The organism is Novosphingobium sp. Sphag1I, from assembly GCF_056279125.1.
Map to the genome: position 1 here is coordinate 161,221 of NZ_JBWBQS010000004.1, position 22,163 is coordinate 183,383.

The window sequence follows — 22,163 nt, forward strand, 5'->3', positions numbered from 1 at the left end:
ATGGCTGCGCCAGCAAGCAAAGCATCCTGCGATTCCCGCATACCTTGGCGCCTGGCACTCGATGCGCAGTCAGAGTTTTCCGGCGTTCCCTTCTGATAGCCAAACTGCTTTGCGCATTGCGCAGAATAAAAGCTCTGCGCGCAACCAGACAGGCCAAGCAAAAGTATAGACGCGATCAGCTTCCTCATGAAGTCACCCGATTCTTGAACAGGTGACTGTGCTGGACCTGATCGCGCCTATGTTCAATCACCTATCGCTTTGGCATGAGGAATGTCTCCTCATACCAGCGCTGCGCCCTGACGAAGGTGTCATATTCATCCTTGGTCAGGCTGGCCACGAATGCCTGCTGATCCTTCTTGGAGATGGGGCCCAGCGGCGCGGCGCGCTTAATCATCTGCTGGAAGTCGCCGGCATCGACGCCAAGCTCGATCATCTTCCGCATGGCCTTGTCGGCAGCCTCATTATCGCCATAGCGCAGCGCCGTGCGATAATCGCGCGTGGCCTCTGACCGTTTCGAGGTGAAGCCGCCGTCAAACTCCTGACCCTTTTCGCGCTTGAGCCAGTCATAGGCGATGCCGCGCGCCTCGTTATAGGCAATTTCCCCCGGATCGCGCCGATAGATGAAAGCCTCCTGCCATGAGCGGCCATAGCCGCGCGAGGGCTTGTCCATCGCCATGTCATATTCGTTCTCAAGGCTGAATGTAGACAAGAAGTTGCGCCAGCGATCATTGACCGGGCGAGGGGTGAACACGTCGGGCCAGAACTTCTTGCCCATAGCGCCCTCGATGGGGGCGGTGATGATAGGCGAAAGCCCGCCGACGGCTTTATTCACCGTGCTCTTGGGGATCGCCAAAAGGGCATCGCTGAGACTTACCCGGCCAAGCTCATAGTCCTTTGCCATCTTGGCCATATCAGCCATCCCAAACCAGCCGAGGGCATCAGACAGCGCGCCTTGCGTGCGCAGAGTGATGATGTCGCCGTTGGCATTGCGGCCGAGGATGACGTGCATCTGACGCTTCTGGTTATCGTCAAGCTCATCCTCTTCGTCACCGAAGAACAGCATGTTCCAGAGCGAGAACATTCCGTACATCGCGGCCATGCGGATCACCAGCCAAGCCGAGGTGCGCGCGCCCTGCGCCAACGCCATGCCGCCCCCGGTGGCGATGCCTTTGCCAATGCCCTGCGAATAGGCATTGGCACTCAGGCGCCAGTAGCGGCGGGTGTTGATTTCGGTCCAGGACCAGAATGGGATGATCGTCTCGCGCAGCCAGCTACCGTAATGGCTGATTGCGCCATAGTCACCCAGCAGATCGCGCGCCAGCATGGCGGCCCGGTCCTTCTGGTCCTGAACGGCATCGACCATGTTGGGGCGTGATGCGCCATAGCCGATGCTGGATTGGCTATCGCCGCGCTCCAGCCGCTCGACGTAATCGAGATAGGCGGCATAGCGGAAGATGTTCTCGCGCCACTGTGTCGCCCCTTGCAGGGCATTCCACGCTTTGCGCAGCGGGATCATCGTCACCCTATTGAGCGTGCCTGGCTGCTTGGCGAAGCGCTCGAAAGGGGCCAGCGTGTTGATGTCGGGGATTTCCTGCACCGACAGGCCCGAATCGAAAACGCCGCGGGCGACTGCCTCGTTGTACCGATCAGACGCCTTGATCCGGCCCAGCTTTACATCAGCCAGTTCGCGCGCCGCCCGGCCGACCTGCTTGAGCAACTGCGGGTTGCCTGCCAGCACCGCATCAAGATCGCCCGTCAGGTTGTTCAGGTTGTATTTGAAGAAGCGGCGGGGGTTCACCAGCACCCAGCGCTTCCACGCGCGCAGCGGTTCGCGGGCAAGGTGTTCAAACAGTCCGTCGTTTTCCTGCCTGCGCAGGTTGCTGAGCGTGTCGGCCACTTCGGTAGGCAGGATCATGGTATAGCGATCACCGCCCATGGCAAGCTGGCTGCGCGCGCCCTCCAGCGCCGCGCGGAACACTGTGGGGTCAATCCCTGCCGGGGCGTCAAGCTGGGCGATCATGGTGTCGATGGCGTGCTCAGGCAGCGTCTTGACCGTGAACAGGAGCTTGCCCTCATCGGGCTGCCATGTGCGATAGCCCTCGGGCGCCAGGCGCTTCACCAACTCGCTCGCGTCCTGATCGTTGATATAGTCGCGGCCCAGCAGGTTCTTGGTCCACGAGCGGCGCTGCCCGATGGCCTTCATGACCATGGCCGCGCCCATCGCGCCCGGCTGATCCGTATCGAGCATCCATGAGAGGAAGGCGAAGGGCGGATCGCCCACAGCGCCCTTGCCGCTCTCAATGGCATCGGCCGCACTCTGGAAGCGGGCGGGAACCTTGATTTCGCCATCCTTCAGGTGCTGGCGCACAAGGTCGAAGCCCATGGCGATGGATTGGCGGAAGCCCTTTTCGGTGTCGATCAGCGTGGCTGCCTGCCCGCGCTCATCGTCGGTGGACTGCTGATCGTCGATAGTGTCCTGCGCCTCTTGGAGTTTCGCCGCCACGCCATCCTTGTTGCTGTCCTTTGCCTGCCTGCGCAGATCCTCAAGGATGTTGTGCGGAGAGTTCTTGATCCACTCGATGGTCTGCGCGACCGGAATGTCGACGAACGCCCGGTTCAGCCAGTCAAACTCGGCTTCCAGCAGGTTGGCGTTGATATCCAGCGTCGAGCCCATGCGCTTTGCCCACTTGGGCGTTTTGAGCTTCTGTCCCGGCGTGCGGGCATAGTTGGCCTGCGCGCGGGCATATTCCAAGACCTGATGCCGGTAATAGGCAGGGTTCTTGATCTGCTCGGCCTCCAGCACGCCGGCGGCGACAAGCTCCTGAGCAATCTGCCGGTTGGCCAGCTTGCGCTTCATGGCCGCCTTCCAGATGCGCTGTTCAGGATCGGCCATCAGGATACGGTCGATCTTTGCCTTCTCCTCCGTGAGGCTGCCGGGCGTAAAGCCAAAGGGCAGGTCGCGTTCGTTGGCCGCATCCCATGCCAAGTCGTCAAGGATCACTTTACGAGTGAACAGGTCCAGATCTTCCTTGGAGAAATCCTTCACCATGTCCTCCAGCATTGCCACAGTGCGCTCGCGCGCGTGCTGCGGCGCGCTCTCAATGGCGCGGAGCTTTTGCTGGAGCGCCGAATATTTCGGCTCGTTGGGCAGGGCGATCCAGTGGCGGGTCAGGCCATGCCATGTGTGCTCTGCCGTCTCCTTCAGGCGATCGATCAGGGATTGGGTGCCTCCGACACCGGCCTTGGCCTCCTGAAAGCGGCGCTCGGTTTCCGCGCTGTCAAACTCGGGGCTTTCAGGCAGGCTGGCCCGGTAATTGCCGCGCCCGCCCGCGCCGATTTCGCGTCCGCCCATCTGCCCGGCGTTGATCGCCCGCATCACGTCCTCGGCGGTGTTGAAGCCGTTGCCGCGCAGGGCATTGCCCAGCGCTTCGATGAAGTCGCGCAAGCGCTTGAAGGTCCGGTTGATGATGCCGGTTTCTGCCTGCGGATTGGCGGCCCAATTCTTGAAGCGATCCGCAATAGCCTCTTCCACCTGGGCATCTTCTGACAGATTGAGGTGGCTGTAGCGGCGGCGGATAGATGCCATCATGGACTGATCGGCCCGCGCGGCGCGCGCCAGCACGGCCCATTCGCCGTCGTAGATCAGCCCAAGATCGCGCAGCGCATGGATCACCTCATGGTTGAGCGTATCGAGCGGGGCCTGCTTTACGGCGAGGGCGACGTTGATGATGCTGTTGCGATAGGTGCCTGCCGCACCTTCGATGCTGGTCAGCTTATCCTTGACCGACAGGGCAATACGCTCGGACAGGCCAAGGTCCTTCATGCGGTTGCTCAGTTGCTCCATGGTGGCGGCATAGCGCTCACGCTCGGCGCGGGCATCTCGGCCCATTTCCATGCCTTCCAGATCGCGTTCGGCGTAACGCTTAGCCAAATCGGCCGGAACGTCTTCCACAGGCAGGAAGGCCCCATTGCTTTCTTGGTCAACAGAGAATAGATTCAAGTTGTCGGCGGTGACTTCCACTTCGGGCAACGCATATTTGCGCCCCTCGGTCTGAATAGACTGGCCGCCGACATTATCTCCCGGATTATCAGTCAGGTAATAGAAGCGGCGGCCATCTGCCATTTCATGCACCAGTACACCATAGCGGCGAATCTCGTCACCGATCTTTACCGGGGCCGTGTATTTATGAGTCGCGATGACGCCCCGCGCCGCCCACTTTTCCGAGGGTGCAACCGGCTCGGCATGTTCGCCCTTGGCGATGATTTCCGCGATGGCGGGGACAGCGGAAAAGATACGGTCGCCGCCATTGATCTTCGATTCTCCGATCCGGCCAAACGAAACCTTCGCGCCGTCGGATGATGTGATGGTCTTGGCGCGCAGGTTGGCCTTGAACCATGCCCGTGCCTTGCGCCCCATGTCGAGGATATCGCGGGCCGGGCCAAGCTCTGATCCGGTCAGGTCTGCAACCGGCTCATCTTCGGGGATGCTCGCCTTCGGTGCGGCGGCTTCGCGCGCAGCTTGTGATGCTGCCGTCTCGGAAGCCAGTTCCCCTTGAAGGCGCGCGCGCTCGGCAACCTTCTCGCCAAGGTCGGCCGCATATTCGAACGGCGCCCCGATCTTGCGGCGGGCTTGCGCCAGTTCCACCTTCGCATCCTCAATGTCGCGCTCGGCGCGCACCTTGTCGCTTTCAAGGCGGCCAACGGCATTGCCGATACGCTGAGACAGGCCGGTGGGGTCAATGTTCTCGACTGACGTGCGCGTGTCGAGAATGGTCAGTTCGACAGGACCGGCCTCGACCACCACATCATAGGTCTTGCGCGGCTTGCCATCCACGGTCTGGGTGGTGATGAGCGCCAGCACCGGCAGGTTCCCCTGAAACCGGCCAATCTCCATGCGCGCATCGGGATCACCGAGTTTGTAAGAGGCCATGGCCGTTTCAATCTGCGAGGCCATGGCGCTGCCTGCCTCGCCCGGCTTCTGATACTTGACGCCATCCACGGTCATGGAGAACGGCGCATAGGGCCCGCGCGCTTCAATCGCGGCGGCAAGGCGCGATGACGCGCCGCCCTTCTGCTCCACCATACGCTCCAGCGCTTCCTTGCGCCATTTCAGGCTTACCTGTTCTTCGGCATGGGCCGCTTCCAGCTTGGTCAGACGCTCGATCTCATTGGACAGCCCGGCAAGCTGGATGACGCGCTCATCGCCAGCAGCAAGGGCCGAGGCCATTTCATATTGGTTGGCCTCGGAGATATCCTCCAGCGAACGGATGGAATCGTCGCCGCGCATGGCCTGCTCAATGAAGCGCTGCTTGCGGCTGACCATGTTCCATGCGGTCGAATCATAGGTGCCCTTGGTGGCATACCAATAGATTTCCGCCTCGGGGTTCATGTTGCCCTGACGGATAATCCGGCCATGGGGCTGTTCAACGTCCGAGGGATACCAGGGCGGGGACAGGTAATGCAGGGCCTTGAGGCGGGCCTGCACGTTCACGCCCGTACCCATGTTCTTCGGACTGCCCAGCAGCACGCGCTTCACCGCGCTGCGCATGTCCTTGAAGGTAGCCTCCTTCTTGGCGTGGGTGTTCTGGTCGTTCATCCATGCCACGGCATCGCGCGAGATGCCTGCTTCCGCGAGGCGCTTATCCACCCATGCCCGCGCGTCGAAGCCGCGGCTCTTTGCCACCATGTCGCCAAAGCCTACCGCCGAAAAGACGATCTGGGTTGCACCCTTGCGGGCCATAGGCTTGCCGGTGGCCGGGTCTTGATAGGTGATACCGCCGAATTCCCGATGCTTCTCGATGATGCGGTCGATCATCTTGTTGAGCTTCGACGAAGGATCATTCGGAAGCGACGGATCGACGAAGCGCATGTCGATCGCGGAGAGCCTGCCATCGGTGATGATGTTGATGATCGGGTCAGGATTGCCCGGTTGCTCCTTACTCGGCTTCCAGCGGCGACTTTTCTCGATGCGCTCCTGCAGCGTCACCTTCATGTAATCACTCAGGTCATCGGATGCCTCGGCAATCACGTTTTCAGGGAGGCCGCCCTTGAGCGCGGGGCGCTTCACCAGATCGCCAAGCTGATCGCTGGTCAGCACGTCCATGAAGCTGCGGACGCGCTTCATCATTTCCGGCACGTTCACGAATTTGGAGAAGCGCTCGACCATTTCATAGCCGCCCGCCGCGTTCTGCTCAAAGCCGGAAACTACCTCGCCAAACATCGAGGCCCACGCATCGAATGCCTGCAGGCCGTCGCGCTCCAGCCCAGCCTGATCCATGTACCGCATCACGGTATAGATTTCGGCCATGGTGTTGGTGACGGGCGTGCCCGATGCCAGAACGGCGGCGCGACCCGGGCGCTGCTCATTGAGCCACAGCAGCTTGATGTAGAGGTCGAGCGCGCGCTGCGAGCCGTTGGCATCGATGCCCTTCACTGCCGTCCGGTTGGTGGCGAAGTCGAGCTTGCGGAATTCGTGGGCCTCATCGATGAACAGGAAATCAACGCCCATTTCCTCAAAGGTCAGGGCCTTGTCCTTACCTTCGGTGGCTGCCTTGCCTTCAAAGCGGCGCTTCATCTGCTCGATCTGCTTTTCCAGCTTGGACCGGGCGATGCGGTTTTCCTGTCCCTTCAACTCATCCATGACCATTTCGAGTTCGGAGATGAACCGGTCCACCACACGCGAGCGCGTCTCGGCCGAGGTGCCAATTTTCCCGAACGACGAGTGGGACACGATCACAGCATCGGGATCATTCAGCGCGGCCTGCGCCATGAAGCGTCGGCGATTGCTGGTATGGAATGCGTTCTCGTCGGCCACCATGAGATTAGCAGCCGGATAGGCATCAAGGAACTCACGCGCGAACTGGTTTAGCATGTGGTTCGGGACCACATACATAGGCTTCTGGATCAGCCCGAGGCGGCGCTGCTCCATGCCTGCCACGATCATTTCCAGCGTCTTGCCCGCGCCCACCGCATGGTTGAGATAGGTGTTGCCGGTCGCAATCACCCGCCAGATGGCACGGCGCTGATGATCGTAGAGGTTATAGCGCGTGCTCAGGCCGGGGAAGGTGAGGTGCTTGCCATCAAACTTGCGCGGGGCAAGGTTGTTGAACAGGCGATTATACTTGTCGGCCAGACGGGTCGCACGGTCGCCATCGGTCCAGACCCACGACTTGAACTTATCGGCCATCTTCTTGGCGCGCTCATTGGCCAGAGCGGTCGCCTCCTGATCGGTCCACGTCTTGGTCGTACCGTCGATTTTTTCCGTGCGCGTGATCTTGATGGTGCGGTTGTTCAGCACGGCATCCAGCAATTCGCGCGCGCTGCGATCTTCGGTTGCCCATTCAGAGGTCGCGGTGCGGCCCCAGCGTTTGGATGAATCAGGCACGATCCATGAGCCGGTTGCAGGCTCATAGCGGATACCCTGCATTTCCTCTCCCAGCACCTCGCGGGAGAAGGCCTCAACGACGCCGGATTCAATCCAGCCCGCGCCCAGCTTTACGGCAATGTCTGAATGGGCCAGCGGGCGCGGTTGCACCTTTACCAGCGCCTCGACATTACGGTCAAAGCGGGGATCGGCCTTTGCCGCGATGCTGGCCTCGTCCAGCTTTGCCACCACATCGCCCGACAGATATTCATCAGCCATCAGCCAAGAGCCGTCGGGATGCTGGAACACCTCATCGCCAAGCTCGGCAATGACCTCCTTTTCGCTCTTGCCCAGCAGGCCGGCGACATAGGCGGGATCAAAGCGGCCAATCTCGTCGAGAGTCACGGCCACGGCATCAGTCGCCGTTTTGACCTCGGGCCGGGAAGGCTTTTTCAGCGTGCGATCCAGCAGGAACGGCGCCTTGCTGATCTTGCCGTCGTCACCGATCTTTTCCAGCGCTTCGACCAGCGTGCTTTCAATGTCGGCGTCAAGCCGCTTGCGGTTTTTCAGACGGCGATAGGTGACGGTAGTTTCATTGCCATCATCATCGGTGAAGGTGCGCTCAGTTTCGCTGAACGCAGAGATTTCACCATGCTTTGCAACGAATGAATCATAGGCCTTGTTCAGCGCGGCGAGGGAATTTTGCCAGTTCCCATCCTGCAATTGGTCACGCTGCGCCTGTTTCACCGCATCGCGGAGGGGCACATAATCCTTGATCCAGTCCAGATCCTTGGCGCTTAACTTTTCGCCCAGGTCAGACAGCGCGCGTCCCACGCCATCCTCGCGCCGGAACAGCGTGCCGTCCTTCACATAGACAGCACCTTCCTTTTCGGCCGATGGGCGCATGTCTGCCTCAACCGTTCTGGCCACAGCTTCGGATGCGGCCCTGGGCGCAGCATCCTTATAGATGCCCTCGGGCAGGGCTTTGATTGCTGTGGCGAATGCTTGCTCGATGTTCTGTTCACCGGGCGCAACGGTATATTCCTTGGCCCGATACATGGAGCCAGTGGTGGAATGCTGGCCCAGAACCATTTCAGGATGGTCCATATAGTACCGATTGACCGGGATCTGGGTGCCATCGACCGTAAGAGGTTCAGATGCCAGCCAATCCGCGCCAGCCCGTTCAGTCCCCGGCGCCCGCCGCTGGAGGAACAACACATCGGTCACAACCTCGGTGCCCGCGTTTTCCTTGAACGCGGTCTGGGGCAGGCGGATTGCCGCGACCAAATCGGCTCGGTCTGCGATGTACTGGCGCGCCTTGGGGTCGAGCTTGTCCATCGTGTAGCGCGACGTGACGAACACCAGCAGGCCACCGGGACGAACCTTATCGATCGTCTTGGCGAAGAAGTAATCATGCAGAGAAAAGCGCTGCTTCCGATAAGCCGGATCGTCGGTCACCTTGATATCGGCAAAGGGCGGGTTGCCGATGGCAATGTCAAAGAAGCCGTCGGGCAGCTTGGTCTTGGTGTAATCGCCGGGAATGATGGTTTCCTGCGGCAATAGATAGGAAGCAACCTTGGCCGTGAAGCCATCAAGCTCGATGCCGGTATAGTTGGAGTTGCCCATCACGTCCGAGGGCCCCGCCACGGCGAACAGGCCGGTGCCCATGCCGGGCTCAACGATCTTGCCCCCGTTGAAGCCGAGGCGGCGCAGGCCAGACCAGATCGAGCGGATTACCGCCTCGCTGGTGTAATGGGCATATTGCGTCGATTGCAGAGCCGTTTCGAGAGCATCGCCGGTCAGCAGATTGGATGCGCGCTGGCCAAGCTCTTTCCATTCCCCATAGGTCGGCGGCGCAATGCGGCGGCTCCCGTCGGGGTTGCGGGTGACTGTGCGGAACAGGTTGTTCCTGATTTCGCCAGCGCCCCAGCCGGTGAACTTGGCCAGCATGGCCTGCTCTTCCGGGGTTGCCTGACGCTGTTCGGCATCAAGGCGATTCACCAGTTCGACGATATCGAGATTGCGCGCGGCGGTGGATTTCCAGCCGCCCTCACGCTTAATGCTTCCGATGGGGGCTAGATAGTTTGTTCCTCGGTCGGCCCGCTCGGGCTTGGGACCTTTGGAAACTCGGTCGCCTGGCTGAGCGCCACCTCGACGGCCTGCTGCCTTGCGCGGTTCGCCGCGATCCACTGATCCTTGGCCGACATCTGGCTTGCCGGAATCTCGTCGAACGACGTTTTGATCTGCTCGTAGGTTTCCATTGCCTCCATCGCCCGGTCGCTCAGGATTTTCGGCAGCGTTCCGCTCGCCTTCGCTTGCAGATACCCCTGCGGGTCTGCTTGCTGGAGCGCTTGCTCGATCATTTCCTTGAGCGCTGTCAGGCTCGGCATTCGTGCCATTGGTCGTTTCCTCCGGCTGCGTGATAGCAGGTTCAGCAGCTTGTGTCGCGCCCCACTGGTCGATGCGCGAAAGATCGACGCGCACGGCGGCATCATCGTCCATGCCGCGCACGTCATGCCCATTATCCTCCATCCACATACGGGCCGAGGAATACCAGGAGCGCAGCGAGTTGCGCAGGTCAGTGGGCGTCATGCCCAGATCGGTTGCCACGGCGCGGGCGGCATCCATAAAAGACCGCGCGCCCGCCTCAATGTGATAGCCCATGAGCGTCAGGCCAGCCTGCGCAATCTCGGGATCGAAGCCGGCATTCAACTGGTTCATCTTCGCGCGCAGGAGGGCGCGGGCCTTTTCCGCTGCGTCGGCGGTGAACAGCTTGTTCTGGGTGCCATATGCTTTTTGATCGGGTTTTGATTCCGGGGCTGGTTCTACGGCAGGAGTGGCGGTTTCCTGCGGGGTGGGTTCTTGATTGGGTTTGCCCTTGGGACCATCGCCATCTTCATGCCCCTCAATGATCTTTAGGGCCTCGGCGGCCCCCAGCTTATTGCCGCTCGCAATCTGCCGCACTTCCCGCGCCTGCCCGGTCACGCGCGCAAGGAAACCCTCAATGTATGACTGCGCGGGATTGAAGCCGAACGGCTTCATGTTCTGGGCCTTGGCATTCTCTTCAAGAGCGGCAACCTCCCGGCGCAGCTTCTCGATATTGAACGCGCCGCCATCGTACCAGCCTTCTGCCATCTTACGGGCTTCGGAGCTTTCACGGTGCGGAAGTGCATGGCCGGTTTCAGCCATGGCATCACGGAACTTTTTATGGTTCCAGACGCGATTAAAAACCTCGTCGTCGATTTGGCCAACATCGCTGTTGCGGCCATTAAGGGGCCTGCCGGGGGTGCTGCTCTCTGCCCCCGTTTTACCCTCATTCGTCGCAGTTTCCTGCGGGTTTTGGGTGATGCTCTCCGATGCCAGGGCAGCAATTACCTCGCGCACCTTGGCCTCATGCTTTTTCGACACCACCCAGCCGCCTTGCTTGGCGTTCCACAAGGGGATGCCCTTGGCGGGCAGGCCGCGCGCAATGATGGCCTTGCTGGCCTCGCTGTTATCCAGCCCGCGCACGATCACGGACTTATCGGTCAGGGGTTCGACCTTGGCGGCGGGCGCGGCGGCCCCGGTGTTGGGGACGGCGCTGCCGTTGGGCAACTGTTCAGGATTGTTTGACGGTTGGGCAATGACTGTGCGCTTGCCAGTCTGGTCGGGCGCAGAGACAATGCTGTCAGCTTCCATGCGCTCAATGAGTTTGGCGGCATCATTGTAGCCCAAGCCCATCTTGCGCTGGATCATCGAGGTTGAGCCGGTTCCAGCCTCGCGCACAAGGTTGACCGCCTGATTATACTGATCGGCGTTCTGCGGAATTTCGACCGGCTTGGTATCGGTCGATCCATCCGCCGTGGTCGCGCTGGGCATTTCCGGCACAACCTTAAGCAGGTCGGCAATCGGCGCGTCCAGCCGGATCGTGCGAACGTCCTCACCCTTGGAGAGCGCACCCATCCACTGGTGATGACCATCCACCACATAGCCATCGCTGGAAGTGAGGATGGCCCGATTCCCGCCCTTATAGTTGCGGGCCTGCTCGACCTTCTGATTGGAAAACTCAGCCTGCGTCGGCTTGAGCGACGAGGCTGGAACCGTCTCTTCCTGATGCTCGATGCCGCGTGCATTCAGGAAATTGACCAGAGCACCACGGTCCTCGGCCTTAACCTGCGGCATTTCAGCGCGCGGCACGCCAAGCGTTCCCGATGTGTCGGAAAAGCGCGACCATTCCCCATCGATCGGATCGCCCACCATGGCGCCGAACGTCGATGTCTGGGGCGAGGAATCGGGAAGGCCGGAATTAGCCGGCGCAATTTCCGGCCTTGCGGCTGAATTTCCGGCCTCAGGCTCGGCCTTCGCGCCACCCTTGCCGATCACGAAATGCCAGTGATCGCCGGTTGCATGCTTACTGCGCCCTGCGCCCACCTCATTCAGGGCTTCGATCAGGGTATAGCCCTTGGCCTCAATGGCGGCTTTAGCCTGGTCGAACGTCATCCCCGGAATGGGGGCCATGTCCACGGCGGCATGGCTCTTGGTGTGCCAGCTATTCGGATTGGCTTGGGACAGTGGGTGTTCAGCGCTGCGATAGCCCGACGTGATGCGGGCCTTATCGCCAAAGATGGATTGCGCCAGCGCCGCGCCATCATCGACGGGGGCCGCCTGATCCTTCTTGCTGCGCGTGGCGGCCGGGCGCGTGTTGACGTTGGCAGCCAAGGCCGGATCGGCAGGTGCATCGGTATGAGGCGTGATTGAAACGCCCGCATCATTCAGCGTGTCAAAGTGCTCGGTAAAGACCGTGCCATTGTCCAGATCGACAGCAATGCCAGATGCGCGCCCGAGGTCGCCCGCATCGGTGTCAAAGGCATCGCGCACAGTGCCCGTGTGCGTGGTGCCGTCGGGCATGACAATCTGCACGCGCTTGCCGGTGGTGGGCATCCCTGCCGCCGAAAGGATGGCATCAGCGCCGCCCTTGGCCGTCGCGTCAGCCACATCGATTTTACCGCGGGCAATCAGGTCATTCGGGATGGGGCTGGAATGATCGTCAGGCGTGAGGACAGAAGCCTCTGCCGCGCTGGTGGCGCGCACGCCGGGGGCAACGGGGCGGAATTTTCCGGCATAGCGGTCGCTCAGGCGCATTACGGCTTTGCCGCTCTCTCCGGTCGCGCGGATCGCGCCACCCATCCCAGCGCCAGCCACAGCGCCAGCAAGCCCTTGGTCCAGCGCTTCACCGGCTGACCAGCCTTTATCCGTACCGATTGCGCCGCCCGTATATTCGGCAACGCTCTGGGCAAATTCGGTGGCCGCTTCACCAGCCGCCGCCTTGCCGATGCCGCTCAGGGCATTCTTGCCGGGGATGGTCGCCGCGATCCGGGGGCCGATGTGCTCCAGATAAGCCGATGCCACAGCAGCGGGAGCCGATACCAGCAGGTCGGAGAATGATGCGTTCTCCTGCCCATTGGCCTGCGCGCGCTGATCTGCGATGTTACCTGCATTGGTCGCAGCATAGGCGGGGATGCCGACATATGGCACTGCGGCCAGTGCCATGCCCGGTGCCGATTCAAGCGAGGCATCGACCACATAGTTGCCGATGTTGTGAAGCGGGTCCTTCTTTACATCTTCCCACTTCGTCTCACCCGCGATCTTGGCCGTGGCGGTCTTGCCGAGGTTGGCGGCCTCGTCGCGCGCCCGTCGGCTGCCGGTGGCCGCGCCCATGGCGCTGAATCCGCCCTGCACCACATTGGCCGTGCCGCGCTCCAACAGGCTGCCCGCCCGGTCAAGAAACCCGTCATTCTTGGCTGCATCTGACTGGAATGCGCCCTTGGCATTCTCGCGCAATTGGTTGGTGCCTGCGCGCACAGCCTCCAATGCCGCCCCGCCAATATCGCCGGTTACAGCCCTCAGGCCAGCGCGCGCGAGCGATGCGGGCGAGGTGGCCAAATCAACAAGCATGTCGCCGGCTTTGGCAATCGCGCTCTTTTCCCGATCCTTCTGGCTCTGTGCATCGCTGATATGAGCGATGATATCCGCATCATTATAGCCAGATTTGCGGGCCGCTGCGATGTTGAACCCCGACTGCGAGGCGAGATGGTCGGCAATTTCCGCATCCGAATAACCGGCGCGGCGCGCGCCCTGCACGTCAAAGGGCATCGATGTTACTTCCTGTCAAAGGAGGAAAGGGGGGGGCGGTTGGCTGGCGCAGCGCCCCCAGCGCCAGCACCGGGGGCGGGAAAACCGGCCGATCCAAAGCCGCTAAACCCGCTCGAACCATTGGTATGATCGGGAACGAACTGGCCCTTCGCGCCCATCTGGCCGAGAACCTTGCCGGTCTTGGAGAACGCGGTAACGGTGCCATCGGCGGCAACCTTGAACTCGCCAACTTCCTGCCCGGCCGCCGCAAGCTGGTTGGCCAGATCCGAAGCAGACTTGGCTTGCTGCTCGTTGATGCTCAACGTGCTGCGCAGCTTCGCCAAAGCCATGTCGTTCTGCGTCTTGGCCTTGTCGATGGTGATCTGCGATGCGGTGTTGCGCTGGGTCGCGCGCGCAGCGTTGCGGTCTTGGAGGTCCGCTCCTTGTGTGGCCTCATCTTTCTTGAGCCCGGATTGCGCCGCATCGCGCTTCATGGCGTTATCATTGCGCAGGTTTTCCAACACAATTTCCCGCCTCATCGCGGCAGTTTCTTTCGCTGCCTCCGCTTCGCGCGCTGCCGTGGCCTGCCCCTGCGCAACAATCCCGGAGCCAATGCCTTGCAGCGCGCCACCGATGATAAAGCCAGCATCGCTCATTGCCCTTCCCCTGCTGCTGCTTCCTTGTCGATACCCGGCAGTACCTTGCCCATGTCGCCTTGGTCGTTGGCCTGCCGAAGCTGATCGAACTCGCCGGCCAATTCCGGCTGCGCCTGCTGCGCGCGGGGGCTGACCTGGCGGTAGATATCGACAGCGCGATAGAAGGCGTGCTCCTGATCCTTTTCGCTCAGGTCAAACAGGCCGAACTCCTTCCCATCGTCGGCAAGGATTTGGGTGATTTCGAGCCCGGCATGGAACACGACGCCCGCATCAATTTCCTTGCCCGACTGCCCGGCCGAGTTTTCCAGCGTCATCACCAAAAGCGCCGCCGTAGCTGCCAAGGCTTCGATGGGAGCCGATGGATTGACCGGAGGCTGAACCTGCTGAAGAAGGCTCTGCACATCGGGCTCAAACTGGCCAGAAAGATGCGCCTTGATTGCAGGAGACATGCCTTGGGCCTCGCCCTTGGGATAGATTACCTCCAGCGCATTGTTGACGAACTGATCGTATTGCGCCTGCTCTTCCGGGGTCGCCTGCTCGCCATTATTGCTCACCCCCTGCTGATCGGGGGAAGGCTGGCTCTGGCCAGCAGGCCCAACCCGTTGGCTGATTCCTGCGGCAACGCCGCTACCGATGCCCATTTGCGCCATGATTATGCAGTCCTCTGAACGATGCGACCGGTAGTGGGGTCATAGGCAAGCGTCGGCCCGCTCACGACGACGGGCTGCGTGCCAACACCCTGGTATCCCGAATAATTGGCACTGCGCCGGGCGGCGGCCTCAAGCTCAGCCTTTCGGTTTTCAGAAGCGGTCAGGCCCGAGCCGATGCCCTGCACAAGGCTGCCTGCCAGCAAGGGGTTGCGGGTGAGAACTCCAATCAGACCGGGGTTTGCCGCTTGAGCAGCCGTCTGGATTGCCGCCTGATTGGCTGCCTGACTGGCTACAGACTGAATGCCCATGTCAGCGAGGCCAAGGCCGCTTGATGCTGCGTTGGTCGCGCCGCTCGCAATACCCGAGCCAATGCCGCCAGCTTGTGCTGCTGCACCGGCAGCAGTTTGCCCGGCGGCCTGACCTGCCACCTGACCAGATGTGGCTGCCGCCTGACCGGCGTTTGCAACGGTGCTGGCGCCGGCGATGGCTGCATTCACCCCGCCAAGGGCGCCACCTACAAGAAGTCCTGTTGTGGCCCCCTTGAGAATGTCTTTGCCCATGACTGCAGAGCCAAGGGCGCCAATTGTTGCACCTTGAGCCGCTGTGGTCAGAATACCTGCCAGCGCCCCCTTAATGCCGATGCCCGCAAGCAAGCCCGTCGATCCGCCCAGCGCAGGCAAGACGCCCAGCGCCGCGCCGCCTGTAAGTACGACTGCGCCGATGGCAATGACCGGGAGGGCAACCTTGGCAACGGCACTGAACACCTTGCCAACAGCCTTGAAAATACCGCTCATGCGACAACCTTTCGATAGATCCCGCCGCAACGATCAAAGCCGAGGCGTTCGTAAACAGCGCCCATGCGATCGCCTTCCGGCAGCGCGTCGGTGTGCGAGAGCATGATTTCGTGGACAGCCGGGTTGGATGAAGCCCATTCGACATAGGCATTGAGAAGCTGGAGGGATGCGCGGGCAGCGCCCGCACCGGGCTGGGCCACAAGGAACATATCCTGCGCGCAGAGCCGCGATCCGATGTGATAAACGCGATCCAGCACGGCGAGCATAAATGCGACGACATTCCCGTCATCATCTTCAATGACGTTGACCAGTGTCGATCCTGCCGTTGTCCCGCCATTGCGCTGAACTGCTTGCGCCATCAGCTTCCGCGCAAAGAGAGCATCGATTGCGCCGGCATGGAGGTAGCGAGAGCGAGAATGCTGCTCGACCAACAGGTCAACCATGGCAAAGGTATCGGTAGTGCGGGCTTGGCGCAGATGCGTTACCACGACAAGGTAGCCCCATAGACCGTTGCCAAGTTCTGCTGTGCCGCTTTGTAGATTGAGGCCAGATCGCTTTGCGCTGCCGAGCGCGTGGCCGATGGAATATCGCTGTTCTGCAGGGTATTGGCGAGGGCGTTCTGATAGTTAGCGGTGGCAGTCGCCATGTTCTGGGCATAGGAACTACGCTCATTGGAGGCAAGCGTCGCAGCGTTGATGTCGCGCGTCCGCGAGTCCTCCATCGAGGCGACATCTTTGTTCAACTGGTTGCTGGCGTCCGCGCTGGCAATGGGCGTAACAGCAGTCAGGCCAGCCTGCACGCCAGCGCCAATTCCCATCGACGAGTTTGTCAGGCCGCGCCGTGCCGCAGCCTTTGTGCCGGATGCAATTGCCCCGCGCATGAGCGCGGAGTCCTGCGACTGCAGTTGGGCGACACGCGATGCAACCGTATCATTGCCGCCATCAGTCCACGTTCCATCGGCATTGTAAGGCATGGCGCTCCACCTGGCTTGCTGTGCTGGGTGGGTTTATCAAAAGTATCGTAATCGGACAATAGAAGGGCGAAAAATCGGATTTGGTATCCGTAACGGATTACGCCTCCTGGACATGCCCACTGAGGGTTCCCGAGGTGGCATATAGCTGGATATGACCTCTCCCGCGCATCCGGTAGATTTTGCCCACGTCGGCACTGGAAATTGATGCAACCGACGCGCCGGAGCTATCCGTCACCGGCCAATCCTGCCAAGTGCCTGGGCTTGTGAGGCGGCGCTGTGGTGTCCATGGCCCGCCCGTCATCGTGTCGAACTCAAATTCGACCTCTTCGAAATCTGAAACGTTGAGGTCTGCGCCATCCCAAGTAACAGGGTTTGGTGCAGGCTTGCGTACGCGGAAAATGCCCGCCAATGCAGCCAACACATTGGCGAGCGTTGCTTCCGTTGCCAAATACTCAAATGCATTGCGAAGCATTATGATCCGTCCTCAATCCATATGGTTAGATCGCCACCGCTGGTATCGAACCACACATACTTACCGTCAGATACAGGAGGCGTATCCTGAATGAAAAGCGGCGCTCTTTTCGACAGGGCTTCCTCAACAGTATCTCCATTTAACGTGGAAACCTGCGATGCACCTTTGTTTGACTTCAGGAGTTTCGTGAAGTCGGTTAGGTCTTTTCTGTTCTTGCCATCATAGCCCATGCGTCAATCCTGATTGAGCTTCTTCCCCCATTCATGCGCCGCCTGCGCATAGGCCCAATCCGCATCGCAGGTCAGCCAGTCGGATCGGGTGATCCAGACACGCTCGATTTCCGCCATGATGGCGTCAGGGGCGGGGTTTTCAGGAATTGCGGGATTGTTGTCCGGGGCACCGGGGCCGCGATTGGCGGGGGCGTTTGGTTGCACCCGGTGGCCAGCAGCATAATCGGCAAAGCGGCCAGTGCCGCCAGAGGCCAGCGTCGTGTGGTTCGCATCTGCATTTTGCGCGTCCTTTCGGGATTGGGCCTCATAGGCCAGTTTGGTGGCCTGCGCGGCCGCGCGTTCGCGGCGAAGCTGGGCCACGACATTGATCGTGCGCTGGCGCCATGTCGCCGCGCTGCGATGCTCGGCATAGGCTACTGCCGCCATCGCCACGGCAAGGATCAGGCAAAGGCGAACGGGGCTGGCAAGCAGCCATTTCAGCCCGGCGCCGATGCGCTGCCAGCCCTGCCAGAGCTTGATGGCGGTCCAGATCCCTGCAAGGGGCATCAGCTTTCCTCCTTTTCAAGGGGGAGCAGCGCCCAATAACCCTCAATCTCTTTCAGCCCTGTTCCGCCGGGAAACGGGTCGTGCAGCACCTCGCCATTGAAGGCCACGGTCGCATGGGTGATAGGCTTCCCAGCCCACTTATGATCGTCAGGATAGAACCTGTGGCCAACGCCGCGCGCAATCGACCATCCTTTGGGTGGAGTAGCGGCCAAGACGTAATCAAGCTCAAGGCCGCGCTCTTCCAGCCATTTTTCCCATGATTCCCAGTAGTGCGGCGTTTTGGGGTGAATGGGCGCGACATCGCGCAGAGGAAGTTCAAGGATCGAGGCGATGCAGGCGTTGAAGCAATTGCCTTCGCCGTCATTGGCGACTGTCATGGTTTGGAAAACAGGGATCATGCCGCATCCCTCAGGCAAATCGCCTGCTCCCTTTTGCGTCGTGCCACGATGCCGGGCACGACGCGCCCGCCCGCCTTGTTGAACCACCTCAGCGCATCGCAGGCCCCGCGGATATTTCCGGCGTTGATCCGGGCGCGCATGGTGCTGATGCAATAGGTCGGCCACCCCACATTGTGGGCCAGCGACAGGGCGGCATAGCGCACATTATCCCGGTGCGGGATGGTCAGCGCGAGGCCCGGCGTGCAGGCCATCACCCGCGCCGCATCCGCCGTCAGGCGCGTGATCAGCATCGATGCGCATTGCTCCTCGGTAAACTCGCGGCCCACCTTGATGCCTTCGCCTGTCAGCCCGTCGCAGGCCGTCGCCACGCCCACCATGTCGAGGTAGACTCGCAGATATTGCTTGCCGCTGATATGGGTGATCGTGGCGGTCCCGGCTTGAGGCGAGACGGCGACCGCCACCTTGCGGCCGCTTTCCTCTTTGGGCACCTCGGTCAACACCAGTTGCGTGGTGGCCGGTCCGATCAGCGCCAGCAGGGCCACGATCAACACGACAACCCCGCCGCGTTTGGGCTGGGCGGTGTCAGGCTGCGTTGCCATCGCTCTTGCTCCCCTGCTGGATCAGCCGCGCGATCGTGGGCGCGGCAAAGACGGCGACCCCTGCCAATGCCGAGGCCAGCGGACGCCAGCGTTCGGGGACATAGGCGACAAGGCCGGTCAGGATCTGGGGCTGGGCCACCAAGGCGCCGGCCACGACGCCCGCCAGCGCGGCCATGCGTACCGACCACCAGCGCCAAGCCTGTCGCGCATCTTCAACCAATGTCATCGGGAGCCTCCTGTTTGCGGGCGCGGGGGTTTTTGATCCAGCCAAGCTCGATCAGTTTTTGCACGGCGGTCAGGCAGACCACGACAAGGCCGCCCAGTTGGATGAGGTGAGGCAACGCCTCCCAGAATTGCGCCAAAGCCATCACCATCAGGGCAAGAATTGTGTCCCACCAGCCGCGCCAATGCGGCGCGGCCAGCGATGCGGTTGCCAGCGGGGGCAGGGGCGGGAGGTCAGCCATCGCAGGACTCAGTAAATCTGGCCCAGCACGGAAAAATTCACCGGCCCGGTAATCTGGCCATCCTGCCACGGCCCAAGCTGGCCCTGAATGGCAAGGCTGACGGTTTTGTCATCGGGCACCCCGTCAAGCCATTGGGCCACAAATTCGCCCGCGACAGTGGGGAAACCGGGGCTTGTGCCGCTGGCGGCGGTGATTTGGTCGCGGGCCTCGGCGGGCGAACCTGAAACGGAAAAAGCAAAGGGCGTGATCGACACGAGAAGTCTCCTTATTGAAGGCGGATGATGGGCTGGATGTAGAGGCGCAAAGTCACATTGACGGCGGTGGCGTTGGGGATGGCCATGCCGACGCAAGGGCGCACATAGTCCGACCCGGAATTGAAATAGCTGGCGCTGAATGTCCGACCGAACAGGCGGAACGTGGCGTCGGGCGTGAAGGCAATGCCGCGCTGCAACAGCCATGTGTCGGCGGAATTGTAACAGGCGGCCTGAAGCACGAACGGCCCGGTCGATCCGTCATAGCCTGCGCTGGCCGTGACGCCGGTAAAGTCGCCCGCCATCACCCGCACACCGACTTGATAAAGCCATTGCGCGCTGGCCACAAAACCCAGCGCCCGCGCGGCTTCAAGGTAGAGCGTCCAGCCGTTTGCGTTGGTCGTGGTGCCTGCCACAACCAGTTCGGCAAAGGGGGCGTATTGATCTTCGCCCACGCGGTTGATCGTGGTCGTCAGCCCGCCCGCCACCGTGCCCAGCGACCAGCCGGTCGGCAAAGTGCCCGCCGCCCCGCCAATCAAGGCGCGGTTGCGCGGGGCCACCGGCCAGCGCTCAAGCATTTTGGCGCGGCCCAGCTTGCCCCGGCCCTTATAGAGGTAAAGCTCGCCCGAAACGAACGTGTCCGCCGTACCGCTGGCCACGTTGTACCCATAGACGCGGACCTGCCATGTCGAGGGGCTGGCATGGGGCGGAATGAGAATGTGATAGGTGCCTTTGGTTGTGTTGCCCGACGCGGGCAGCAAGACGCGCCGCTGAAAACCCAGCGCCGAATTGGCATAGTTGAACAGGTCAATCACAACATGCGTCAGTGAACGGCTTGCTGCCTGTGCCAGCGAAATTTCCAGCACCGCAGGGCCGCCCGCCCCGCCATAGGGATCAACAAAGCCCGCCGACATGCCGCCGATGATTGAGGCATATTCGGACAGGCCATAAGGATCGGCCACGGCAACAGCGCTCGAACCGGAAAGATAGGTAAACAGGTTTGCGCTGGGCCACGAAACGATGGGGGTAATCATCGGGTCGTCAATGAAGGGATGCACCGGCATCCGGTTAATGTCACCCGGCCAAAAGCCCGCATAATCGCGCAAGGTGCCAATCTGGGCCGTGCAGAAACGATCCGGCACCCCGCCCGCGTTTTGCGCGAATTCAAAGTCGCTGGACGCGGACAACATGCTTGTCGTCTTGCCGTTGGGGAACTGGATGAAGTCGGTGTAGGTGCCGCCGGTAAACTGATTGTCGCGGGCCGACCAGTTGACCAGTTCCGAAACGTAGGACTTGATAAAGGGCGCGTTCGGATTGGCGATGGACACCACCTTGTTGCCCACAAAATTGACCCCGCACAATCGCCCGGTGTCAGCCGTGCCGGGGCGGTAGGTGGCGCGGTCTGTGCCGGTCACGCCATCATAGGTCGCCACCAGAATGCGAGGATTGCCCGCGATCTGGCCTTCGTTCCCGAACTTGTTCCAGCCGACCGTGATAGCATAGCCAGAATTACCCAACGAACCGCCGCTGGTGTCAGGCACAAACCAAATATCAGCTTTGGTTTCGATGGCGCCAAGCTGACCGATAAAATCGTTGCGCAGGACATTGACGCTGCCGCCGATCCGATCACCCAGCACGATGTGATAGGTATTCGGACCAAAGCTGCAATCGCAGATCATCACCTCATCGAGCAGACCGCCCCATGCGATGGCGATGGTACTGTAACCCGTCTTACCGGCGAAGAAGCAGTCCTTGACCTTCAGGAACGGGCTGTCCGACGAGTTGTTGCTGATGGCACACTCGGTATACTGATAGAACAGGCACCGGGTGAACTGGACAAGGTTCTGGACGTTGCTGCCGGTGCGGGTGTTCTTATACGCACCCTTGCCGCCGATAAAGATGATGCCGTCGCAAATGAGCGTGTAGGGCGTACCGCTCTGCGTGCAGAAATACTTGCCATCGGGAATGCGGATGACGACGGTCCAGGGGATGCGCGCGGCGATGCGCAGCGACCCGTCGCCCAAGGCAAAATCACCCGCATCATAGATGCCCGGCTCCAGCACGATGCCGTTTTGATATTCGAGCGGGCCAAAGCTGCCGATGGGGGCGCTGGACCGGCTTGCGATCATGGCGGCAATGGTGGCGCTCAAACCGGCCTGATCGGCCGCCGCGCTGCCCCCATTGCCCACCGCGCCGAAATCGACCGTAGGTTTAAGGATTTTGGGTTTCAGCCGGTCGGTGTAGGCCGTGGTCGGCATGGCGCCCAGATTGGTCGAGGCGGCGGCGCTGTCCTTGCGCCACATGGTCATCGTGCCGGTGTCGTCCGACACATAGACCGCGCCCACCGCCAGCGCGCTATCGGCCTGCGCGGCGGCACGGGTGACGCGGTAGGGGAAAGGCAGGGCGGCTGCTACAGCTTGGGTCGAGGCGAGCGTCTCCGCGGTCGCATCGACATAAGGCTGCGCCAGCGGCTCGATCCAAATTCCCGGATCCATCAGAAGGGGCGAGCCATCACCGTCAAAGGTAAAAACCTTATCGCTCCTCACGTCCGCAGCAGGCAGCGGCGATACGGGACCATCAGGCAGCCGGACTGCAGAGGTCAAATCATAAGCGGCGCCATCAGCCGCATCTGCAATTGCACTTACAACGCGTTCAA

General features: G+C 61.3%; 15 protein-coding genes. All 15 read right to left on the reverse strand.

From position 1 onward, the window contains the following. Nucleotides 1–250: 250 nt before the first annotated feature. The 15 genes from ACZ9HU_RS05880 to ACZ9HU_RS05950 all read right to left on the reverse strand — a co-directional run bounded on the left by ACZ9HU_RS05880 (nucleotide 251) and on the right by ACZ9HU_RS05950 (nucleotide 22,002). A complete protein-coding gene (locus ACZ9HU_RS05880; RefSeq protein ID WP_476103376.1) occupies nucleotides 251–13,495 on the reverse strand; it encodes a DNA translocase FtsK in 13,245 nt (4,414 codons plus the stop codon). A gap of 5 nt (nucleotides 13,496–13,500) precedes the next feature. Beyond that, nucleotides 13,501–14,130 (reverse strand): hypothetical protein, encoded by a 630-nt coding sequence (locus ACZ9HU_RS05885; RefSeq protein ID WP_476103378.1) that lies wholly within the window; start codon nucleotides 14,128–14,130, stop codon nucleotides 13,501–13,503. After that, entirely contained in the window at nucleotides 14,127–14,780 is a 654-nt protein-coding gene (locus tag ACZ9HU_RS05890; RefSeq protein WP_476103380.1) for a hypothetical protein, read from the reverse strand. The genes ACZ9HU_RS05885 and ACZ9HU_RS05890 overlap by 4 nt, the downstream gene beginning before the upstream one ends. 2 nt (nucleotides 14,781–14,782) lie before the next feature. After that, nucleotides 14,783–15,574, reverse strand: coding sequence for a hypothetical protein (locus tag ACZ9HU_RS05895; RefSeq protein ID WP_476103382.1), 792 nt, complete (start codon nucleotides 15,572–15,574; stop codon nucleotides 14,783–14,785). Next, nucleotides 15,571–16,062: a GNAT family N-acetyltransferase gene (locus ACZ9HU_RS05900; RefSeq protein WP_476103384.1), complete on the reverse strand. Its 492-nt coding sequence runs from the start codon at nucleotides 16,060–16,062 to the stop codon at nucleotides 15,571–15,573. Before ACZ9HU_RS05900 ends, ACZ9HU_RS05895 begins: the two co-directional genes overlap by 4 nt. Beyond that, nucleotides 16,056–16,547: a hypothetical protein gene (locus ACZ9HU_RS05905; RefSeq protein ID WP_476103386.1), complete on the reverse strand. Its 492-nt coding sequence runs from the start codon at nucleotides 16,545–16,547 to the stop codon at nucleotides 16,056–16,058. Before ACZ9HU_RS05905 ends, ACZ9HU_RS05900 begins: the two co-directional genes overlap by 7 nt. 97 nt (nucleotides 16,548–16,644) lie before the next feature. Continuing rightward, nucleotides 16,645–17,019, reverse strand: a complete 375-nt coding sequence (locus ACZ9HU_RS05910; RefSeq protein ID WP_476103388.1) for a hypothetical protein — start codon at nucleotides 17,017–17,019, stop codon at nucleotides 16,645–16,647. Next, nucleotides 17,019–17,249, reverse strand: a complete 231-nt coding sequence (locus ACZ9HU_RS05915; RefSeq protein ID WP_476103390.1) for a hypothetical protein — start codon at nucleotides 17,247–17,249, stop codon at nucleotides 17,019–17,021. Before ACZ9HU_RS05915 ends, ACZ9HU_RS05910 begins: the two co-directional genes overlap by 1 nt. Before the next feature lie 3 nt (nucleotides 17,250–17,252). Beyond that, a complete protein-coding gene (locus ACZ9HU_RS05920; protein WP_476103392.1) occupies nucleotides 17,253–17,795 on the reverse strand; it encodes a hypothetical protein in 543 nt (180 codons plus the stop codon). Beyond that, nucleotides 17,795–18,172 carry a hypothetical protein gene (locus ACZ9HU_RS05925; protein WP_476103394.1) on the reverse strand — a complete coding sequence of 126 codons (378 nt, stop codon included), beginning with the start codon at nucleotides 18,170–18,172 and terminating at the stop codon, nucleotides 17,795–17,797. Before ACZ9HU_RS05925 ends, ACZ9HU_RS05920 begins: the two co-directional genes overlap by 1 nt. 17 nt (nucleotides 18,173–18,189) lie before the next feature. Next, the gene (locus ACZ9HU_RS05930) at nucleotides 18,190–18,792 is read right to left on the reverse strand and encodes a lysozyme (RefSeq protein WP_476103396.1); all 603 of its coding nucleotides are present in this window, start codon (nucleotides 18,790–18,792) and stop codon (nucleotides 18,190–18,192) included. Further along, on the reverse strand, nucleotides 18,776–19,018 hold the full coding sequence (locus ACZ9HU_RS05935) for a DUF7940 domain-containing protein (protein ID WP_476103398.1): 243 nt from the start codon (nucleotides 19,016–19,018) through the stop codon (nucleotides 18,776–18,778). The genes ACZ9HU_RS05930 and ACZ9HU_RS05935 overlap by 17 nt, the downstream gene beginning before the upstream one ends. Beyond that, nucleotides 19,005–19,256 carry a hypothetical protein gene (locus tag ACZ9HU_RS05940; protein ID WP_476103400.1) on the reverse strand — a complete coding sequence of 84 codons (252 nt, stop codon included), beginning with the start codon at nucleotides 19,254–19,256 and terminating at the stop codon, nucleotides 19,005–19,007. Before ACZ9HU_RS05940 ends, ACZ9HU_RS05935 begins: the two co-directional genes overlap by 14 nt. An 8-nt stretch (nucleotides 19,257–19,264) precedes the next feature. Beyond that, the gene (locus ACZ9HU_RS05945; RefSeq protein ID WP_476103402.1) at nucleotides 19,265–19,510 is read right to left on the reverse strand and encodes a hypothetical protein; all 246 of its coding nucleotides are present in this window, start codon (nucleotides 19,508–19,510) and stop codon (nucleotides 19,265–19,267) included. A gap of 11 nt (nucleotides 19,511–19,521) precedes the next feature. Then, a complete protein-coding gene (locus ACZ9HU_RS05950; protein ID WP_476103404.1) occupies nucleotides 19,522–22,002 on the reverse strand; it encodes a hypothetical protein in 2,481 nt (826 codons plus the stop codon). Nucleotides 22,003–22,163: the final 161 nt, after the last annotated feature.

Bases quoted from the DNA above. Each gene is read 5' to 3' on its own strand.
- ACZ9HU_RS05880 (WP_476103376.1), bottom strand. From the start codon at position 13,495: ATGCCCTTTGACGTGCAGGGCGCGCGCCGCGCCGGTTATTCGGATGCG.
- ACZ9HU_RS05885 (WP_476103378.1), bottom strand. From the start codon at position 14,130: ATGAGCGATGCTGGCTTTATCATCGGTGGCGCGCTGCAAGGCATTGGC.
- ACZ9HU_RS05890 (WP_476103380.1), bottom strand. From the start codon at position 14,780: ATGGCGCAAATGGGCATCGGTAGCGGCGTTGCCGCAGGAATCAGCCAA.
- ACZ9HU_RS05895 (WP_476103382.1), bottom strand. From the start codon at position 15,574: ATGAGCGGTATTTTCAAGGCTGTTGGCAAGGTGTTCAGTGCCGTTGCC.
- ACZ9HU_RS05905 (WP_476103386.1), bottom strand. From the start codon at position 16,547: ATGCCTTACAATGCCGATGGAACGTGGACTGATGGCGGCAATGATACG.
- ACZ9HU_RS05910 (WP_476103388.1), bottom strand. From the start codon at position 17,019: ATGCTTCGCAATGCATTTGAGTATTTGGCAACGGAAGCAACGCTCGCC.
- ACZ9HU_RS05915 (WP_476103390.1), bottom strand. From the start codon at position 17,249: ATGGGCTATGATGGCAAGAACAGAAAAGACCTAACCGACTTCACGAAA.
- ACZ9HU_RS05920 (WP_476103392.1), bottom strand. From the start codon at position 17,795: ATGCCCCTTGCAGGGATCTGGACCGCCATCAAGCTCTGGCAGGGCTGG.
- ACZ9HU_RS05925 (WP_476103394.1), bottom strand. From the start codon at position 18,172: ATGACAGTCGCCAATGACGGCGAAGGCAATTGCTTCAACGCCTGCATC.
- ACZ9HU_RS05930 (WP_476103396.1), bottom strand. From the start codon at position 18,792: ATGGCAACGCAGCCTGACACCGCCCAGCCCAAACGCGGCGGGGTTGTC.
- ACZ9HU_RS05935 (WP_476103398.1), bottom strand. From the start codon at position 19,018: ATGACATTGGTTGAAGATGCGCGACAGGCTTGGCGCTGGTGGTCGGTA.
- ACZ9HU_RS05940 (WP_476103400.1), bottom strand. From the start codon at position 19,256: ATGGCTGACCTCCCGCCCCTGCCCCCGCTGGCAACCGCATCGCTGGCC.
- ACZ9HU_RS05950 (WP_476103404.1), bottom strand. From the start codon at position 22,002: ATGGATCCGGGAATTTGGATCGAGCCGCTGGCGCAGCCTTATGTCGAT.